The 15,935-nt window shown below is 72.9% G+C and carries 14 protein-coding genes and 1 pseudogene; 10 read left to right on the top strand and 5 right to left on the bottom strand.

The window, feature by feature from the left end; all coding sequences use genetic code 11:
- Positions 1-26 precede the first annotated feature (26 nt).
- Positions 27-1,712 (bottom strand): ABC-F family ATP-binding cassette domain-containing protein, encoded by a 1,686-nt coding sequence (locus C0R66_RS13820; RefSeq protein ID WP_101525195.1) that lies wholly within the window; start codon positions 1,710-1,712, stop codon positions 27-29.
- Positions 1,713-1,877: 165 nt separating this feature from the next.
- Between C0R66_RS13820 and C0R66_RS13825 the strand changes: the two genes are divergently transcribed.
- Both C0R66_RS13825 and C0R66_RS13830 read left to right on the top strand, forming a co-directional pair.
- Positions 1,878-3,029 (top strand): acyl-CoA dehydrogenase family protein, encoded by a 1,152-nt coding sequence (locus tag C0R66_RS13825; RefSeq protein WP_101525196.1) that lies wholly within the window; start codon positions 1,878-1,880, stop codon positions 3,027-3,029.
- Positions 3,030-3,042: 13 nt separating this feature from the next.
- Entirely contained in the window at positions 3,043-4,185 is a 1,143-nt protein-coding gene (locus C0R66_RS13830) for an acyl-CoA dehydrogenase family protein (protein ID WP_101525197.1), read from the top strand.
- Here C0R66_RS13830 and C0R66_RS13835 read toward each other — a convergent pair.
- Positions 4,131-4,742: a TetR/AcrR family transcriptional regulator gene (locus C0R66_RS13835; protein WP_101525198.1), complete on the bottom strand. Its 612-nt coding sequence runs from the start codon at positions 4,740-4,742 to the stop codon at positions 4,131-4,133. The two genes, C0R66_RS13830 and C0R66_RS13835, sit on opposite strands and share 55 nt — an antisense overlap.
- Positions 4,743-4,786: 44 nt before the next feature.
- On the opposite strand from C0R66_RS13835, the gene C0R66_RS13840 reads away from it, so the two are divergent.
- The 8 genes and pseudogenes from C0R66_RS13840 to C0R66_RS13870 all read left to right on the top strand — a co-directional run bounded on the left by C0R66_RS13840 (position 4,787) and on the right by C0R66_RS13870 (position 12,138).
- Entirely contained in the window at positions 4,787-5,539 is a 753-nt protein-coding gene (locus C0R66_RS13840; protein WP_101525199.1) for an SDR family oxidoreductase, read from the top strand.
- Positions 5,539-6,123 (top strand): annotated as a pseudogene (locus tag C0R66_RS13845) (SDR family NAD(P)-dependent oxidoreductase); the annotation flags it as partial. The gene C0R66_RS13840 and the pseudogene C0R66_RS13845, both read left to right, overlap by 1 nt.
- Positions 6,124-6,185: 62 nt before the next feature.
- The gene (locus C0R66_RS19580) at positions 6,186-6,353 is read left to right on the top strand and encodes a hypothetical protein (protein WP_241901445.1); all 168 of its coding nucleotides are present in this window, start codon (positions 6,186-6,188) and stop codon (positions 6,351-6,353) included.
- Positions 6,350-7,420 (top strand): phosphotransferase family protein, encoded by a 1,071-nt coding sequence (locus tag C0R66_RS13850; protein WP_101525200.1) that lies wholly within the window; start codon positions 6,350-6,352, stop codon positions 7,418-7,420. The genes C0R66_RS19580 and C0R66_RS13850 overlap by 4 nt, the downstream gene beginning before the upstream one ends.
- Before the next feature lie 23 nt (positions 7,421-7,443).
- Positions 7,444-8,679 carry an acyl-CoA dehydrogenase family protein gene (locus C0R66_RS13855; RefSeq protein ID WP_101525201.1) on the top strand — a complete coding sequence of 412 codons (1,236 nt, stop codon included), beginning with the start codon at positions 7,444-7,446 and terminating at the stop codon, positions 8,677-8,679.
- 3 nt (positions 8,680-8,682) lie between these two features.
- Positions 8,683-9,834, top strand: a complete 1,152-nt coding sequence (locus C0R66_RS13860; RefSeq protein WP_101525202.1) for an acyl-CoA dehydrogenase family protein — start codon at positions 8,683-8,685, stop codon at positions 9,832-9,834.
- Between the two features lie 52 nt (positions 9,835-9,886).
- Positions 9,887-10,852: an alpha/beta hydrolase gene (locus C0R66_RS13865; protein WP_101525203.1), complete on the top strand. Its 966-nt coding sequence runs from the start codon at positions 9,887-9,889 to the stop codon at positions 10,850-10,852.
- A 71-nt stretch (positions 10,853-10,923) separates the two neighbouring features.
- Complete coding sequence (locus tag C0R66_RS13870) at positions 10,924-12,138, top strand: MFS transporter (RefSeq protein WP_101525204.1); 1,215 nt, start codon at positions 10,924-10,926, stop codon at positions 12,136-12,138.
- A 15-nt stretch (positions 12,139-12,153) separates the two neighbouring features.
- Here the strand turns inward: C0R66_RS13870 and C0R66_RS13875 are convergent, their stop codons facing one another.
- From C0R66_RS13875 to C0R66_RS13885, 3 genes are read right to left on the bottom strand one after another with little or no spacing between them, the layout of a single operon-like run.
- Positions 12,154-12,921, bottom strand: coding sequence for an endonuclease/exonuclease/phosphatase family protein (locus C0R66_RS13875; RefSeq protein WP_199286692.1), 768 nt, complete (start codon positions 12,919-12,921; stop codon positions 12,154-12,156).
- Positions 12,914-14,551: an ABC-F family ATP-binding cassette domain-containing protein gene (locus tag C0R66_RS13880; protein WP_101525205.1), complete on the bottom strand. Its 1,638-nt coding sequence runs from the start codon at positions 14,549-14,551 to the stop codon at positions 12,914-12,916. The genes C0R66_RS13875 and C0R66_RS13880 overlap by 8 nt, the downstream gene beginning before the upstream one ends.
- Positions 14,552-14,591: 40 nt before the next feature.
- The gene (locus tag C0R66_RS13885; protein ID WP_101525206.1) at positions 14,592-15,851 is read right to left on the bottom strand and encodes a PucR family transcriptional regulator; all 1,260 of its coding nucleotides are present in this window, start codon (positions 15,849-15,851) and stop codon (positions 14,592-14,594) included.
- Positions 15,852-15,935 lie beyond the last annotated feature (84 nt).

Raw genomic sequence — 15,935 nt, forward strand, 5'->3', positions numbered from 1 at the left:
AGGGCGGCAGGGTCGGCCGGGCCCGCTCAGCGGGACCGGCTCACCCTGCCCTCGTCCCAGACCGGCTCGTCGGACTCGTACACCCCGCCGTCCGCGCCGTAGACCAGGTAGCGGTCGAAGCGCCTGGCGAACCACCGGTCGTGGGTGACGGCCACGACCGTGCCCTCGAAGGACTCCAGCCCCGCCTCGAGAGCCTCCGCGGACTGGACGTCGAGGTTGTCGGTGGGCTCGTCCAGCAGCAGCAGGGTGGCCCCGGAGAGCTCGAGCAGCAGGATCTGGAACCGTGCCTGCTGGCCACCGCTGAGGGACTCGAAACGCTGCTCCCCCGCGTGCGCCAGCTCGTAGCGGTCGAGCACCCGGGCTGCCTGCTCACGGCCCCTGCCGGACCGGTGCTCGTCGCCGCGGTGCAGGATCTCCAGCAGGGTGCGCCCGACCAGCTCGGGGTGGTCGTGGGTCTGGACGAACCATCCCGGCCGCACCCGCGCGCCGAGCTTGGCGGTCCCGGTGTGCGGCACCGGCTTCACCGGGGCGGCACTCGAGACCGGCAGGTGCTCGCGCTCCGGGTCGCTGCCGCCGGCGGCCAGCAGCCGGAGGAAGTGTGACTTGCCGGACCCGTTGCTGCCCAGCACGGCCACCCGCTCGCCGTACCAGACCTCGAGGTCGAAGGGCTCCATCAGTCCGGTCAGCCCGAGTGCGGTGCAGACCACGGCACGCTTGCCGGTGCGTCCGCCGCGCAACCGCATCACCACCTGCTGCTCCCGCGGCTGCTCGGTCGGGGGGCCCGCCTCCTCGAACTTGCGCAGCCGGGTCTGCGCGGCCTGGTAGCGGCTGGCCATGTCGGAGTTGTACGCCGCCTTCTGCTTGTACATCAGCATCTGGGCGCGCAGCTTGGCCAGCTCCTCGTCCCAGCGCTTGCGCAGCTCCTCGAAGCGGGCGAAGCGCTCCTCCCGCGCCTGGTGGTAGGTGGCGAACCCGCCCGGGTGGGTCCACACCTGGTTGCCCGCGCTGCCCAGCTCCACGGTGACGATCCGGGTGGCGGTGCTGGCCAGGAGCTGGCGGTCGTGGCTGATCAGCACGATGGTCTTCGGCGACTCCGCGATCCGCTGCTCCAGCCAGATCTTGCCGGGGACGTCGAGATAGTTGTCGGGCTCGTCCAGGAGCAGCACCTGGTCGGGGCCGGCCAGCAGGAACTCCAGCACCAGCCGCTTCTGCTCCCCACCGGAGAGGGTGCGCAGGTCCCGGTTGCGGGCCCGGTCGAAAGGCACCCCGAGGGCGGCCACGGTGCACTTGTCCCAGACCACCTCCAGGTCGTAGCCACCAGCGTCGGCGTAGTCCGAGAGCGCCGTGGCGTAGCGCATCTGGGTGGGCTCGTCCTCGTGGTCCATCAGCCGTCGCTCGCAGGCGTCGACCTCCGCAGCCGCTCGGCGTACCGGCTCGGGAGCCACCGACATCAACAGGTCGGCGACGGTCTCGCCGGAGCCCCCGTGCCCGACGAACTGACGCATCACGCCGAGGCCGCCCGACCGGGTCACCGCCCCGGCGTGCGGCGCCAGCTCTCCGGTGACGATGCGCAGCAGGGTGGTCTTGCCGGCGCCGTTCGCCCCGACCAGTGCCACCTTGGCGCCCTCGCCGGCGCGGAACGAGACGTCGTCGAGCAGCACCCGACCGTCGGGCAGCTCGTAACGGACACCGGCGACGTCTACATGACCCACGCAGGCGATTCTGCGCCAGCGGGCCGGCGCACCGCGACTTGGCACCGCGACTTGGCGACGCGCCCAGTCGCCGGGCTGTGCCGTCTTGGGCGCCGCGCCCATGTCATTGCGGACCGGTCTTGGTGATGATGAGGGCCGACAACGGCACAGGAGAAGGGGCGGCGCATGCGGCTGGAGCTGTCAGCGGAGGACCAGGCGTTCCGGGAGGAGATGCGGGGGTTCTTCACCACCGAGGTGCCGCAGGAGATCCGCTCCACCGTGCTGGAGGGCCGGGAGCTGAGCCGGGACCAGATCGTGACCAGCCAGCGCATCCTCAACGCCGCCGGGCTCGCGGTGCCGCACTGGCCCGTGGACGACGGGGGCCGGGACTGGACCGACCTGCAGCGCCACATCTGGCACGAGGAGATGCAGCAGGCCGGCGTCCCCGCGCCGCTGGCGTTCAACGCCTCGATGATCGGGCCGGTGCTCGCCCAGTTCGCGACGCCGGAGATGAAGCGCCGGTTCCTGCCCGCCACCGCCAACCTCGACATCTGGTGGTCCCAGGGGTTCTCCGAGCCCGACGCCGGCTCGGACCTGGCCGGGCTGCGCACCACCGCGGTGCGCGACGGGGAGGACTGGGTGGTCAACGGGCAGAAGACGTGGACCACCCTGGGCCAGTACGGCGACTGGATCTTCACCCTGGTGCGCACCGACCCCGAGGCGAAGAAGCAGTCCGGCATCTCGATGCTGCTCATCGACATGACGTCCCCCGGTCTGGAGGTCCGGCCCATCGAGCTGATCGACGGTGGCCACGAGGTCAACGAGGTGTGGTTCACCGACGTCCGGGTGCCGGGCGAGAACCTCGTGGGCGAGGTCAACCAGGGCTGGACGATGGCCAAGTTCCTGCTCGGCAACGAGCGGGTGGGCGTGGCCCCGGTGGGCGCGGTGAAGCGGGCGCTGGCCCGGGCCAAGCAGCTCGCCGGCGCCCAGCTCGACGACCCGCTGACCCGGGCCCGGGTCGCCGAGCTGGAGAACCAGCTGCTCGCCCTCGAGCTCACCGCGCTGCGGGTGGTCGCCAACTCCGCCGACGGGGCACCGCACCCGGCCAGCTCGGTGCTCAAGCTGCGCGGCACCGAGCTGCAGCAGGCGGTCAGCGAGCTGATCCTGGACCTCGCGGGGCCGGCCTCGCTGGGCGCCCGCGGCGCGGAGGACTCCGACCTGCCGGGCTGGGCCAGACGCTCGGCCCCGACCTACCTCAACCTGCGCAAGGCCTCGATCTACGGCGGCTCCAACGAGATCCAGCGCCAGATCATCGCCCGCACCATCCTGGGTCTTTGAGAGGAGACGAGACGTGGACTTCAGCCTCGACGACGAGCAGGTCGCGCTCCGCGACGCGGTGCGCAGCCTGGTCACCAAGACGTACGGCGACTTCGAGCAGCGCCGCCGCGCCAGCGCTGCCGAGCCCGGCTACGACGAGTCCCTGTGGCGGCAGCTGGCCGAGATGGGGGTGCTCGGGCTGCCCTTCGCCGAGGACGACGGCGGCATGGGCGCCGGCCCGGTGGAGGTCGCCCTGGTGGCGGCCGAGCTGGGACGGGTGCTGGCACCGGAGCCGTTCCTCGCCTCGGTGGTGCTGGCCGGCGGCGCGGTCGCCGCGGCGGGCACCGCGGACCAGCGCTCCGAGCTGCTCGGTGCCCTGGCGTCCGGGGAGCGGCTGCTGGCCCTGGCGCACGAGGAGACCGTGCCGGTCACGGCCTCCCGTTCCGGTGAGGGCTGGAGCCTGACCGGCACCAAGGAGCCGGTGCTGCACGGGGCCCGCGCCGACCTGCTGGTGGTCAGCGCCGCCCTCCCGGACGGCGGCACCGGGCTCTTCCTGGTCGAGGGCACCGACGCCGAGACCGACGGCTACCGGACCTACGACGGCGGACGTGCTGCCCGGGTGCGGCTCCGCGACGCTCCGGCCACCGCCCTCGGGGAGCCCGGCGCCGACCAGGCCACGACCCTCGCCGGGGTGCTGGCCGCCGCCCGGCTGGCCGCGTGCCACGAGGCGCTGGGGGGCATGGAGGCCGCACTGGCCGCCACCACCGCCTATCTCAAGAGCCGCAAGCAGTTCGGCGTCACGCTGAACACCTTCCAGGCACTGAACTTCCGGGCGGCCGACATGTACGTCTCCCTCGAGCTCACCCGGAGCATCGTGGACTGGGCGACCATGGTGCTGGCCACCGGCGACCCGGCGCGGGCGGGAGAGGCGAGCGCCCGGGCCGCCCTGCAGACCAGCCGGGCGGGTCGCCACATCGGCCAGGAGGCGATCCAGCTGCACGGCGGGATCGCGATGACCGCGGAGTACCTCGTCGGCAACATCACCGCCCACCTCACGGTGCTCGACCACCTGCTCGGGGACGGCCGGCAGCACCTCGGCACGCTGATGACCGGCGTGGGCGACTACGAGGCGCTGGACCCGCTGGACCCGACCATGCGGAGCACGAGCTCGCAGTAGTGCTCGGCCACCTGGTCCGGGCTCCAGCCTCCCTCGCTGTCGAACCACCGGGAGACGTCGATGCCCAGCGAGAGCACCGCCGCCCCGGTGATCGCGGGCTCGGCGGTGTGGAAGACGCCCTCGTCCACGCCGCGGCGCACCAGGTCGCGCACGATGGCGTCCATCCGGTGTCGCATCTTCTCGATCTCGGCACGGTGCTCGGGCGACAGCCCGGCCAGCTCGTAGTTCACGATCCGACCGACGGTGTGGTTCAGCGCGTGGTGCCGCACGAAGTCGCGCACCAGCACCACCAGCTGGTCCCGGGGGTTCTCCGAGCTGGCCACCGCCGCCTCACAAAGCGCCAGCGCGTGCTGGTGTCCGGCCAGGGAGATCTGGTGCAGCAGCTCCTCCTTGGACCGGTGGTGGACGTAGAGCGCCGCCGGGCTCATCCCGGCGGCGGAGGCGATGTCACGGGTGGTGGTCCCGTGGAAGCCGCGAGCGGCGAACGCCTGCACGGCCGCATCGAGCAGCCGGGTGCGGGCATCGGGGCCGTTGACGTCATCGCTCACGCTTGTCATAGTAAGCAAGCGCTTAGTCACCCGCAATCCCCCAAGGAGCTCACGTGCACGGACTCAAGGACAAGGTCGCGATCGTCACCGGGGCGAGCCGAGGCATCGGCCTCGGCGTCGCGGAGCGGCTGGTCGCCGAGGGCGCCAGGGTCTGCGTGACCGCGCGGAAGCCCGAGGCCCTGGAGGAGGCCGTCCTGGCGCTCGGTGGCCCGGACCAGGCGATCGGCATCGCCGGCAACGCCGCGGACCCCGAGCACCGCGCCGAGGCCGTGGCCCGCACCCTGGAGGCGTTCGGCAGCGTGGACCTGCTGGTGAACAACACCGGCATCAACCCGGCGTACGGGCCGCTGGTGGAGCTCGACCTGGACGCCGCGCGCAAGATCCTCGACACCAACGTGGTCTCCGCCCTGGGCTGGGTGCAGGAGGTGCACCGCGCCTGGATGGCCGAGCACGGCGGCTCGATCGTCAACATCTCCTCGGTCGCCGGCACCAAGCCCGCCCCCGGCATCTCCATGTACGGCGCCAGCAAGGCCACCCTGATCAGCCTCACCGAGTCGCTCGCCGTCGAGCTCGGACCGGAGATCCGGGTCAACGCGGTGGCACCGGCCGTGGTCAAGACCCGCTTCGCCAGCGCCCTCTACGAGGGCCGCGAGGAGGAGGTGGCCGCGGCCTACCCGCTCAAGCGCCTCGGCGAGCCCAACGACATCGGCAGCGTGGTGGCGTTCCTGCTCTCCGCCGAGGCCGGCTGGCTGACCGGCCAGACCCTGGTCGTCGACGGCGGCCTCACCCTCACCGGCGGCGTGTGATGGGTGCGGGTCAGGCCCTGTCCGACAAGGGTGCCGTGGTCACCGGGGCCGGCCACGGCATCGGCCGTGCGCTGGCCCGGCGGCTCGCCGCCGAGGGTGCCCGGCTGGTCGTCAACGACCTGGACGCCGACGCGTGCCGGGCCGTGGCCGAGGAGCTCGGCGCCACCGCGGTGCCAGGCGACTGCGCGACCGCCGAGGGCGTGGCCCACCTGGTCTCGACGGCCACCGACGCCCTGGGGCGCATCGACGTGTTCCTGGCCAACGCCGGCATCGACGCCGCGCACCAGACCGGTGTCGACAGCCTGCAGGCCCCCGACGAGGTGTGGGACCGGATGCTCCAGGTCAACACCATGGCCCACGTCCGGGCAGCCCGGGCGCTGGTCCCGGGATGGCTGTCCGACGGTCAGGGCGGACGCTTCGTGGTCACCGCCTCGGCCGCCGGGCTGCTCACCATGCTCGGCAGCGCGCCGTACTCGGTGACCAAGCACGCCGCGGTCGGCTTCGCGGAGTGGCTCTCGGCCACCTACGGCCACCGCGGCATCACCGTGCAGGCGATCTGTCCGCAGGGAGTGCAGACCCGGATGCTGGAGCAGTCGGGGCCGCTGAAGGACCTGCTCTCCCGCGACGAGGCGCTGCCCCCGAGGCGGTGGCCCAGACCTGGGTGGACTCGCTGGACGACGACCGGTTCCTGGTGCTGCCGCACCCCGAGGTGGGCGACTACTACGCCGCCCGGGCCACCCAGAACGAGCGCTGGCTGGCCGGGATGCGCAAGCTCCAGGTCGCGCTGGACCGAGCGACGGGAGCGACCGCATGAGCGCGAACGACGACCTGCGGCACGACGAGCTCCCCGGCCTGGACCTGGACGCCTTCGCCCGGTGGTACGCCGCCGAGCGCCCGGACCAGCTCTCCGGCGACCCGGCCGAGGCCCTGACCGGCCGGCTGATCGCCGGTGGCAAGTCCAACCTGACCTACGAGGTCACCGACGGCAGCAACTGGTGGATCGTGCGGCGACCGCCGCTGGGCCACGTGCAGGCCACGGCCCACGACATGGGCCGCGAGCACACCGTGATGACCGCGCTGGCCGGGACCGGGGTGCCGGTGCCGACGACGTACGCCCACTGCGCGGACCCCTCGGTGCTGGGCGCCCCGTTCTACGTAATGGAGCGGGTGGCGGGCACGCCGTACCGCACCGCGGCGGAGCTCGGCGAGATCGGTCCCGAGCGCACCGCGCACCTGGCGAGCGCCATGATCGAGGTCCTGGCCACCCTGCACGCGGTGGACCCGGCCGAGGTCGGACTGAGCGAGTTCGGCCGTCCCGAGGGGTTCCTGGCCCGTCAGGTACGCCGCTGGGGCAAGCAGCTGGCCGGGTCGGCCACCCGGGAGCTCCCGGACGCCGACCGGCTGCTGGCGCACCTGGCCGGCAACGTGCCGCCCGAGGGTCCTCCCGGGATCGTGCACGGGGACTACCGCCTCGACAACCTGCTCTCGGTGGCCGAGGACGACCAGCCCGTCAAGGCGGTCGTCGACTGGGAGATGGCCACCCTGGGCGACCCGCTGACCGACCTGGCGCTGCTGCTGGTCTACGACAACCTCCCGCGGCTGATCGGCGGCCTCTCGCTGGCCGACGCCAGCACCGCTCCGGGCTACCCGAGCGCCGAGGAGCAGCTCGCGGCGTACGTCGCGGCGGGCGGGCGCGAGAGCGCCGGGGCGGGCGGCGACATGGGCTTCCACCTGGGACTGGCCCACCTGAAGCTGGCGGTGATCCTCGAGGGAATCCACCACCGGCACCTCGAGGGCCAGACCGTCGGCGGTGGCTTCGAGGCCATCGGCGACGCCGTCGAGCCCCTGCTGGCAGCCGGACTGGCTGCCGCCACCTCTTGAGCCATCCCCCAGAAAGGGCTGACATGGACTTCACCTTCGACGACCGCACCCAGGAGCTCCAGGCCGAGCTGCTCACCTTCATGGACTCCCACGTCCACCCGGCCGAGCACCGGTTCGAGACCGAGCTGGCAGGGCTGGCGGACCCGTTCGCCTGGACCCAGGCACCGGTCCTGGGCGAGCTGCGCACCGAGGCCCGCCGTCGCGGCCTGTGGAACCTCTTCCTCCCCGTCTCCGCCGACGAGCACGGTCGCGGCGGCGGTCTGACCAACCTGCAGTACGCCCCGCTGGCCGAGATCAGCGGTCGCAGCGGCCACCTGGCTCCGGCGGCGATGAACTGCGCCGCACCGGACACCGGCAACATGGAGGTGCTGCACATGTTCGGCACGCCTGCGCAGCAGGAGCGCTGGCTCGAGCCGCTGCTGGACGGCCGGATCCGCTCGGCGTTCGCGATGACCGAGCCGGACGTGGCCTCCTCGGACGCGACCAACATCGAGTGCTCGATCGTGCGCGACGGCGAGGACTACGTGATCAACGGGCGCAAGTGGTGGATCACCGGGGCGATGAACCCCGAGTGCGAGATCTTCATCGTGATGGGCAAGACCGACCCCGAGGCCTCGCGGCACCGGCAGCAGTCCATGGTGCTGGTCCCCCGCGACACCCCGGGCCTGGAGGTCGTGCGGCCGATGCACGTGCTGGGTTTCGACGACCACGAGCACGGTGGCCACGCCGAGCTGCGGTTCACCGACGTCCGGGTGCCGGTGACCAACCTGATCGGCGAGGAGGGCGCGGGCTTCGCGATCGCCCAGGCTCGCCTCGGCCCGGGCCGGATCCACCACTGCATGCGCTCGATCGGCGTCGCCGAGCGGGCCATCGAGCTGATGTGCCAGCGCGCGGAGTCGCGCGTCGCCTTCGGACGGGCGCTGTCGCAGCAGGGTGTGATCCGCGAGTGGATCGCGGAGTCCCGGGTGGCGGTGGAGCAGCTGCGGCTGCTGGTGCTCAAGACCGCGTGGCTGATGGACACCGTCGGCAACCGCGGCGCGCACACCGAGATCCAGGCGATCAAGATCGCCACCCCCAAGGTGGTCCAGGAGATCCTGGACCGCGCGATGCAGGTGCATGGCGCCGGCGGGCTGTCGCAGGACTTCCCGCTCGCGGCGTCGTTCGCCGGGATCCGCACCCTGCGCTTCGCCGACGGTCCGGACGAGGTGCACAAGAACTCGCTGGCCAAGGCCGAGATGGCCCGCCAGGCGAAGGGCTGAGCCGTGGACCTGTCGCTGACCTCCGAGCAGGAGTCCTTCCGCGCGCTGGCTCGGGAGTTCCTCGACCGCGAGGCGGTCCCGCACCGGACCCGTTGGGACCGCGAGGAGTCCGTCGACCTGGAGATCGTGGGCAAGATGGGCGAGCTCGGGTTCTTCGGACTGACCATCCCCACCGAGTACGGCGGCCTGGGTGGCGACTACCTCACCTACACCCTGGCGATGGAGGAGCTGGGCCGCGCCGACTCGGCGCTGCGCGGCATCGTCTCGGTCTCCAACGGTCTGGTCGGCAAGTCCATCCTCGGGTTCGGGACCGAGGAGCAGAAGCAGCGGTGGCTGCCGGGGATCGCGGCCGGCACCCTGCTCGGCTGCTTCGGCCTCACCGAGCCCGACACCGGCTCGGATGCCGGCAACCTGACCTCCCGCGCGCGCCGTGACGGCACCGACTGGGTGATCGAGGGGCAGAAGCTCTTCATCACCAACGGCACCTGGGCCGACGTCGCGCTGGTCTTCGCCCGCACCGGCGGCCCCGGCCCCAAGGGGGTGAGCGCCTTCCTGGTGCCCACCGACTCCCCCGGCTTCGAGGCCCGCGAGATCAAGGGCAAGCTCGGGCTGCGCGGCCAGGCCACCGCCGAGCTCTTCCTCTCCGAGGTCCGGGTCCCGGCCGACGCCCTCCTCGGTGAGGAGGGGCAGGGGTTCAAGATCGCGATGACCACCCTGGACAAGGGCCGGGTCTCGGTCGCCGCGGGCTGCGTCGGCATCGTGGCGGGCTGCCTGCAGATCTCCGTCGACTACGCCCGCCAGCGCACCCAGTTCGGGCGGCCGATCGCCGGCTTCCAGCTGGTCCAGGACATGATCGCCGACATCTCGCTGGACGCCGACGCCGCGCGGCTGCTGGTGTGGCGCTGCGCGGACCTGATCGACCGGGGCGAGCCGTTCTCGGTGGCCGCCTCCAAGGCCAAGCTCTTCGCCTCCGAGGCCGCCGTGCGGGCGGCCAACAACGCCATCCAGGTGCACGGCGGCTCGGGCTACGTCGATGAGTACGGCGCCGAGAAGTATCTGCGCGACGCCCGTGTGATGACGCTGTACGAAGGGACCAGCCAGATCCAGAAGCTGCTCATCGGCCGGGCGGAGACCGGCATCAGCGCCTTCGTCTGACCCCAGCCACTGCCCAGCCACTGCCCAGCCGCCACCGATCCCAGGAGTGACCATGCCCGAGCTCGATCCCCGTCTCGACCCGCAGATCGGCGCCCTGCTCGGCCTGCTCTCCGCTCCGGGCAGCAAGGGCATGCATGAGGGCACGCCCACCGAGGCCCGGCGGATGTTCCGGACGCTCACCGTCGACCTGCGCGACCCGGCCGCCGTACCGGAGGTGGCCGCGGTGGAGGAGCTGACGGTCCCCGGCGGCGACGGGGAGCTCCCGGCCCGGCTCTATCGACCGCGCGCCGGGTCCGACCCGCTGCCGACCGCCCTGTTCTTCCACGGCGGTGGCTGGGTGGTCGGTGACCTGGACACCCACGACCTGACCTGCCGGACGCTGGCGCTGGAGTGCGACGCAGTGGTGGTCTCCCTCGACTACCGACTGGCCCCCGAGCACCCCTTCCCCGCCGCCGTGGACGACGCGCTCGCGGCGACCCGCTGGGCTGCGGAGCACCTGGCCGAGCTCGGCGGCAACGAGGTGCTGGCGGTGGCCGGCGACAGCGCCGGCGGCAACCTGGCCGCGGTGACGGCCCAGGTGCTGCGCGACGAAGGGATCGCCCTCGGCGGGCAGCTGCTGCTCTACCCCGGCGTCGACATGCTGGCCGAGCTGCCGTCGCGCACCGAGAACGCCGAGGGCTACTTCCTCGACCTGCCCACCATGACCTGGTTCGCCCTGCACTACCTGGGCGACCACCGGGATCCGGCCGATCCGCGACTCTCCCCCCTGCGCGGCGACGTGACCGGCGTGGCGCCGGCGGTCGTCGTGGTGGCCCAGTTCGACCCGCTGCGCGACGAGGGCACGGCGTACGCCGCGGCGCTCGCCGGCGCCGGGGTGCCGGTCCTGGTCGAGGAGTTCGACGGCCTGATCCACGGGTTCGTCGACATGGGTCGACACTCGGCCGCCGCGCAGAGTGCGGTGGAGCGGACGTGTGCGCTCTTCCGGTCGGTGCTGCACCCGGAGACGGACGGCGCCTGACGTCCGAGTCAGGTTGTCGATGACCTAGGTGCCCTGATCGGCGTCCTGGAACCCCGGCATAGGGTCACCGAGTGACTCGACCCGTGCCGCCACGCTTCGCGGTGAGCGGCACCGTGGCACTGCTCGCCGTCGTCCTCGTCTCGATCAACCTCCGTCCGGGCGCGTCGGCGATCGGTCCGGTCCTCGAGGAGGTCCGGACCAGCCTGGGAATGGGCGGCGGCCTCGCCGGCCTGCTGACCGGTCTGCCCGGCCTGTGCTTCGCGCTCGCGGGCGCCACGGCGGTCCGCTTCGCACGCCGGGTCGGCACCACGGGAGGCATCGCCATCGGTCTGGTGGCTGCTGCCGTCGGGCTGCTCCTGCGCGCCACCACCGACTCGGCGGCGGTCTTCCTGGTGCTCAGCACCCTGGCACTGGCGGGGATGGCTCTCGGCAACGTGCTGGTCCCTGCGTGGATCAAGCGCTACGGCGGCACCCGCCAGGTCCGTCTCGCCACCGTCTACGGCACCGGCCTCGTCGTCGGGGGTTCTCTCGGCTCACTCCTCGCCGCTCCTATGTCCACCGCGCTGGGCGGGGTCGACCTGGCGCTCGGCGCCTGGGGTCTGCTGCTGCTCCCGGCCCTGGCACTCTGGGGCTGGTTGGCGTTCCACGAGCGCCGCAACCCCGCCGAGCGCCTCGACGACGGGTTGGCCCCCAGCGGCCGGGTGCGGAGCTCGCCGACTGCGGTCGCGATGGCCGCGCTCTTCGGCATCCAGTCGATGCACGCCTATGTCCAGCTGGGCTGGCTCCCGCAGGTCTACCGCGACGCCGGGCTGTCGCCGAACTACGCCGGGACGCTCCAAGCGCTGCTCGCTGCGACCGGCATCGTCGGCAGCCTCGCGATGCCGACGCTGATCATCCGGGCACGCACCCTCTCGCCGTACGTCGTCTCCTTCGGCGTCCTGCTGGCCGCCGGCTACCTCGGTCTCCTGCGCGCGCCGGCGACCGTGCCGTGGCTGTGGGCGCTGATGCTGGGCGTGGCCGGCTTCGCCTTCCCGCTGGCCATCGCGCTGCTGCCAGCACGGACCCGACACCCCGAGGTCACGGCACAGCTCTCCGGCTTCGTGCAGCCCGTCGGCTACCTCGCCGCCGCGGCAGGACCGGTCCTGGTCGGTCTGCTCCACGAAGCGACCGGTGGCTGGACCCTGGTCCTCGTGCTCCTCGCGGCCACCGCGGTGCCGTTCACCTGGGCAGGGCTACGGGCCTGCCGGCCCGTCATCGTGGACGACGAGCTCGTCGCCAAGACGTAGGAACCCGAGCACACCTCACCCGTCCAGCACCAGCTCGGCCCGCAGTCCCAGGTGGTCGCTGCGCCCCACGGTCCGCGCCTGGCCGTCGATGAGCCGCGCGCCCGTTCCGCCGGCGTCCAGGAGCACGTGGTCGAGCTGGACCACCGGGCGCGACGCCGGATAGGTGGCGGCGCTGACCCCGGGCGTCCACCCGGTCAGCCGTGCCGGGAGGCGCCCGGGGAGGTTGAGGTCGCCGAGCAGCACCAGCGGCCGCGGCAGGTCGGCGGCCCACGCCACCAGCTCGCGCAGCTGCACCGCCGCTCGCAGGGGCGCGAAGGAGAGGTGCGTGGCGACCACGGTGACCGCGCCGCCGGGGGTCACGACCTCCGCGGCCAGCGCCGCCCGCTGCTCGTCAGGCACCGGCACCACGAAGCGGGCCGGCGCCATCCGCAGCTCGTGCCAGTTCCGGACGGCGTACCTGCTGAGCAGCGCGATCCCGTACGACGGCTCGTGCGGCAGGGTCGCGGGCGCCGGGCGCATGGTGGTGCTGCGCCCCGGCGTCCCGTGCACCGCGGCGGCGAACCGCGACGACCAGGCGGGCCCGGTGCCGGCGCAGGCCGCCGCGATCTCGGCCGTCTGGTCGGCGCTGCCGGACCTGGGCAGCAGGTGGTCGACCTCCTGGACCGCCAGCACGTCGACGTCCAGCGAGGCGGCCGACGCCGCCCAGCCGGGCAGGTCACGGGCGCTGCCGAGGCCGGTCCGTCCCGAGGCCGCGTTGGCGGTGGCCACCCGCAGGTCAGTCAACCCGGACCTGGCCCTGCTCCACGTGCCAGCGCTGGTCCAGCCGCACGTTCTCCAGCAGCCGCCGGTCGTGGGAGACCAGCAGCAGGGTGCCGGTGTAGGACTCCAGGGCCTGCTCCAGCTGCTCGATGGCCGGGAGGTCGAGGTGGTTGGTGGGCTCGTCGAGCACCAGCAGGTTGACGCCGCGGGCCTGGAGCAGCGCCATCGCGGCGCGGGTCCGCTCCCCCGGCGAGAGCCGGGCCACCAGGCTCTCGACCTGGTCCGCCTTGAGCCCGAACTTGGCCAGCAGGGTGCGCACCTCTGCCGAGGTCATGCTCGGCACCGCTGCCTCGAAGGCGTCGGAGAGCGGCACGTCCTCGGGCAGGCCGGTGCGGGACTGGTCGATCTCGCTGACCGCGACGCTGGCCCCCAGGGAGGCCCGTCCGGCCGTGGGCGGCTCGTGCCCCAGGAGCAGTCGCAGCAGGGTGGTCTTGCCGGCGCCGTTGGGGCCGGTGATCCCGATCCGGTCCCCGGCGCTGACCTGCACCGACACCGGTCCGAGAACGAAGTCACCGCGCTGGGCGGTGGCGCCGTCCAGGGTGGCCACCACGCTGGAGGAGCGCGGCGCGGCGGCGATCTCGAACTGCAGGGCCCACTCCTTGCGCGGTTCCTCCACCTCGTCCAGCCGGGCGATCCGGCTCTCCATCTGACGAACCTTCTGCGCCTGCTTCTCGCTCGACTCGCTCTGCGCCTTGCGCCGTATCTTGTCGTTGTCGGGCGCCTTCTTCATCGCGTTGCGCACCCCCTGGGAGCTCCACTCCCGCTGGGTCCGCGCCCGCGACTGCAGGTCCGACTTCTTGTCCGCGAACTGCTCGTAGGCCTCGCGCGCGTGCCGTCGAGCCACCGCCCGCTCCTCGAGGAAGGCGTCGTAGCCCCCGTCGTACACCGCGACCTGGTGCTGGGCCAGGTCCAGCTCCACGACCCGGGTCACGCACCGGGACAGGAACTCCCGGTCGTGGGAGACCAGCACCACCCCGGCGCGCAGCCCGCGCACGAAGGACTCCAGCCGGGCCAGGCCGTCGAGGTCGAGGTCGTTGGTCGGCTCGTCCAGCAGCACCACGTCGAACCGGCTGAGCAGCAGCGCGGCGAGAGCCACCCGGGCGGCCTGGCCGCCGGAGAGCGACGTCATCAGCGCCTCGGCGCCGACGTCCAGGCCGAGGTCGGCGAGCGTGCCCGGGATCCGGTCCGCCAGGTCCGCGGCGCCGCTGGCCAGCCAGTGGTCCAGGGCCGCCGCGTAGGCGTCGTCGGCGCCGGGGGTGTCGGAGCCCAGCAGCTCGGCGGTCGCCTCCATCGCCGTGGTGGCCGCCGCCGCGCCGGTACGTCGGGCGAGGTAGTCCCCGACCGTCTCGCCGGGCAACCGCTCGTGCTCCTGGGGCAGCCAACCGACGAAGGCGTCCGAGGGCGCGGTGGTCACAGTCCCCGCGAGCGGGGCGAGCTGACCGGCCAGCAGAGCCAGGAGGGTGGACTTGCCCGCACCGTTGGCGCCGACCACGCCCACCACGTCGCCGGGTGCCACGGTGAGGTCGAGGGACTCGAAGAGGGTGCGGTGTCCATGGCCGCCGGCCAGGTCCTTGGCCACCAGGGTGCCGGTCACCGCAGAAGCGTAGTCGACGCCCGCGGTGCCACAGACCCGCTCAGCGTCCGTGGGCCATCAGCGCCAGTCCCAGCAGCATCTTGTCGCGCGGATCGGCCAGCGACCGCCCGGTGAGCTGCTCGATCTGCTTCATCCGGTAGATCACGGTGTTGCGATGGCAGTAGAGCTCCACGGCCGCATGGGTGGGCGAGCCGTCGTGCCGCAGCAGCGCCGCCAGGGTGTCGACCAGGGTCTGGGCCTGCCCGCGTGGCTGGGCGAGCAGCGGCCCCAGGGTCTCTGCCAGCAGCCGGGGCGCCACCTGCGGGCTGCCGGCGAGCAGCACCTCCGGCAGCCGGTCGGAGACCGCAACCACCCGGCGTACGCCGCGGCGCACGGTCTCCGCGGCCCGGTGGGCGAGCTGGTAGGCGGTGGCGAAGCCGGCCATCCCGCCGGTGCTGCTGGCCACCCCCATCCGGACCGGTGAGTGCGCGGAGAACAGCTCCACCAGGCCGGCCTCGTCAGGCAGCGGGCCCGACAGCAGGCCGTAGTAGACGCCGGAGCGGACGTGCCAGCGCGCGGTGATGCCCAGCCGGTCCAGCCGGTCCTCGACCGGGGCCAGGGCGTCCCCGACGTCCACTCCGTCCGACAGCGCGACCACGCAGGCGATCGCGTCGTCCGGGCCGATCTCCAGCGCGGTGCGCGCCTCCTCGGCGAAGACCGGGTCCGCGCCGCGGCCCTCGATCAGCCCGTCCAGCACGCCCTGCTCGCGCTGCAGGTCCTGACGCTGCATCCGGGCGCTCTCCCGGCGGTAGGCGTCGATGAGCACCGCGTTCTGGACGTCGAGGTTGGTCCACACCGTGCGGGCCGCCATCAGCAGCACCTGGTCGTCGACCTCGATCGCCGGGTCCGCCGAGACCCTGGCCACCAGCGCCTCCCAGAGGATGCGGGCCCCCAGGGTGTAGGCGTTGAGCACCAGCTCCAGGGGCACTCCCTGCCGCGCCCGGCGCCGCCCCGTGTCGCGCCACAGCTCCACCGCAGTCTCCCCCGCCGGCGCGGGGTCGTCCCCCCTGTCGCGCGCCGAGAGGATGCGCAGGCCGCGCCGGATGTGCACGCGGGTGCTGGCGCGCACGTCGGCGCGGAACTCCGGCCCGATGCGCTCCCACAGGTCGGCGTCCCGCTCGAACAGGGTCAGGGTGATGCTGTCGGCGATGGTGTCCGACTGGTCGAGCAGCAGGGCCCAGGCGTCGTGGAGGGCCTCGTGCAGGGCCTCGCTCAGGGCGGGCGACGGCGCGTCCTTGGCATTGATGGCAGTGGACCGCATGCGAGCACGTTCGCACTGACTGCACAACGTTGACCAGCCCGTGCGGACGATTCAGGCCACCGAGCCAAGACTTTCTGGGCGTTG

The sequence above is a fragment of the Nocardioides houyundeii genome (genome assembly GCF_002865585.1).
Classification (GTDB): domain Bacteria; phylum Actinomycetota; class Actinomycetes; order Propionibacteriales; family Nocardioidaceae; genus Nocardioides; species Nocardioides houyundeii.

Coding starts and splice junctions, on each gene's coding strand:
- C0R66_RS13835 (WP_101525198.1), bottom strand. CDS start 4,742: ATGACAAGCGTGAGCGATGACGTCAACGGCCCCGATGCCCGCACCCGG.
- C0R66_RS13825 (WP_101525196.1), top strand. CDS start 1,878: ATGCGGCTGGAGCTGTCAGCGGAGGACCAGGCGTTCCGGGAGGAGATG.
- C0R66_RS13885 (WP_101525206.1), bottom strand. CDS start 15,851: ATGCGGTCCACTGCCATCAATGCCAAGGACGCGCCGTCGCCCGCCCTG.
- C0R66_RS13855 (WP_101525201.1), top strand. CDS start 7,444: ATGGACTTCACCTTCGACGACCGCACCCAGGAGCTCCAGGCCGAGCTG.
- C0R66_RS13865 (WP_101525203.1), top strand. CDS start 9,887: ATGCCCGAGCTCGATCCCCGTCTCGACCCGCAGATCGGCGCCCTGCTC.
- C0R66_RS13850 (WP_101525200.1), top strand. CDS start 6,350: ATGAGCGCGAACGACGACCTGCGGCACGACGAGCTCCCCGGCCTGGAC.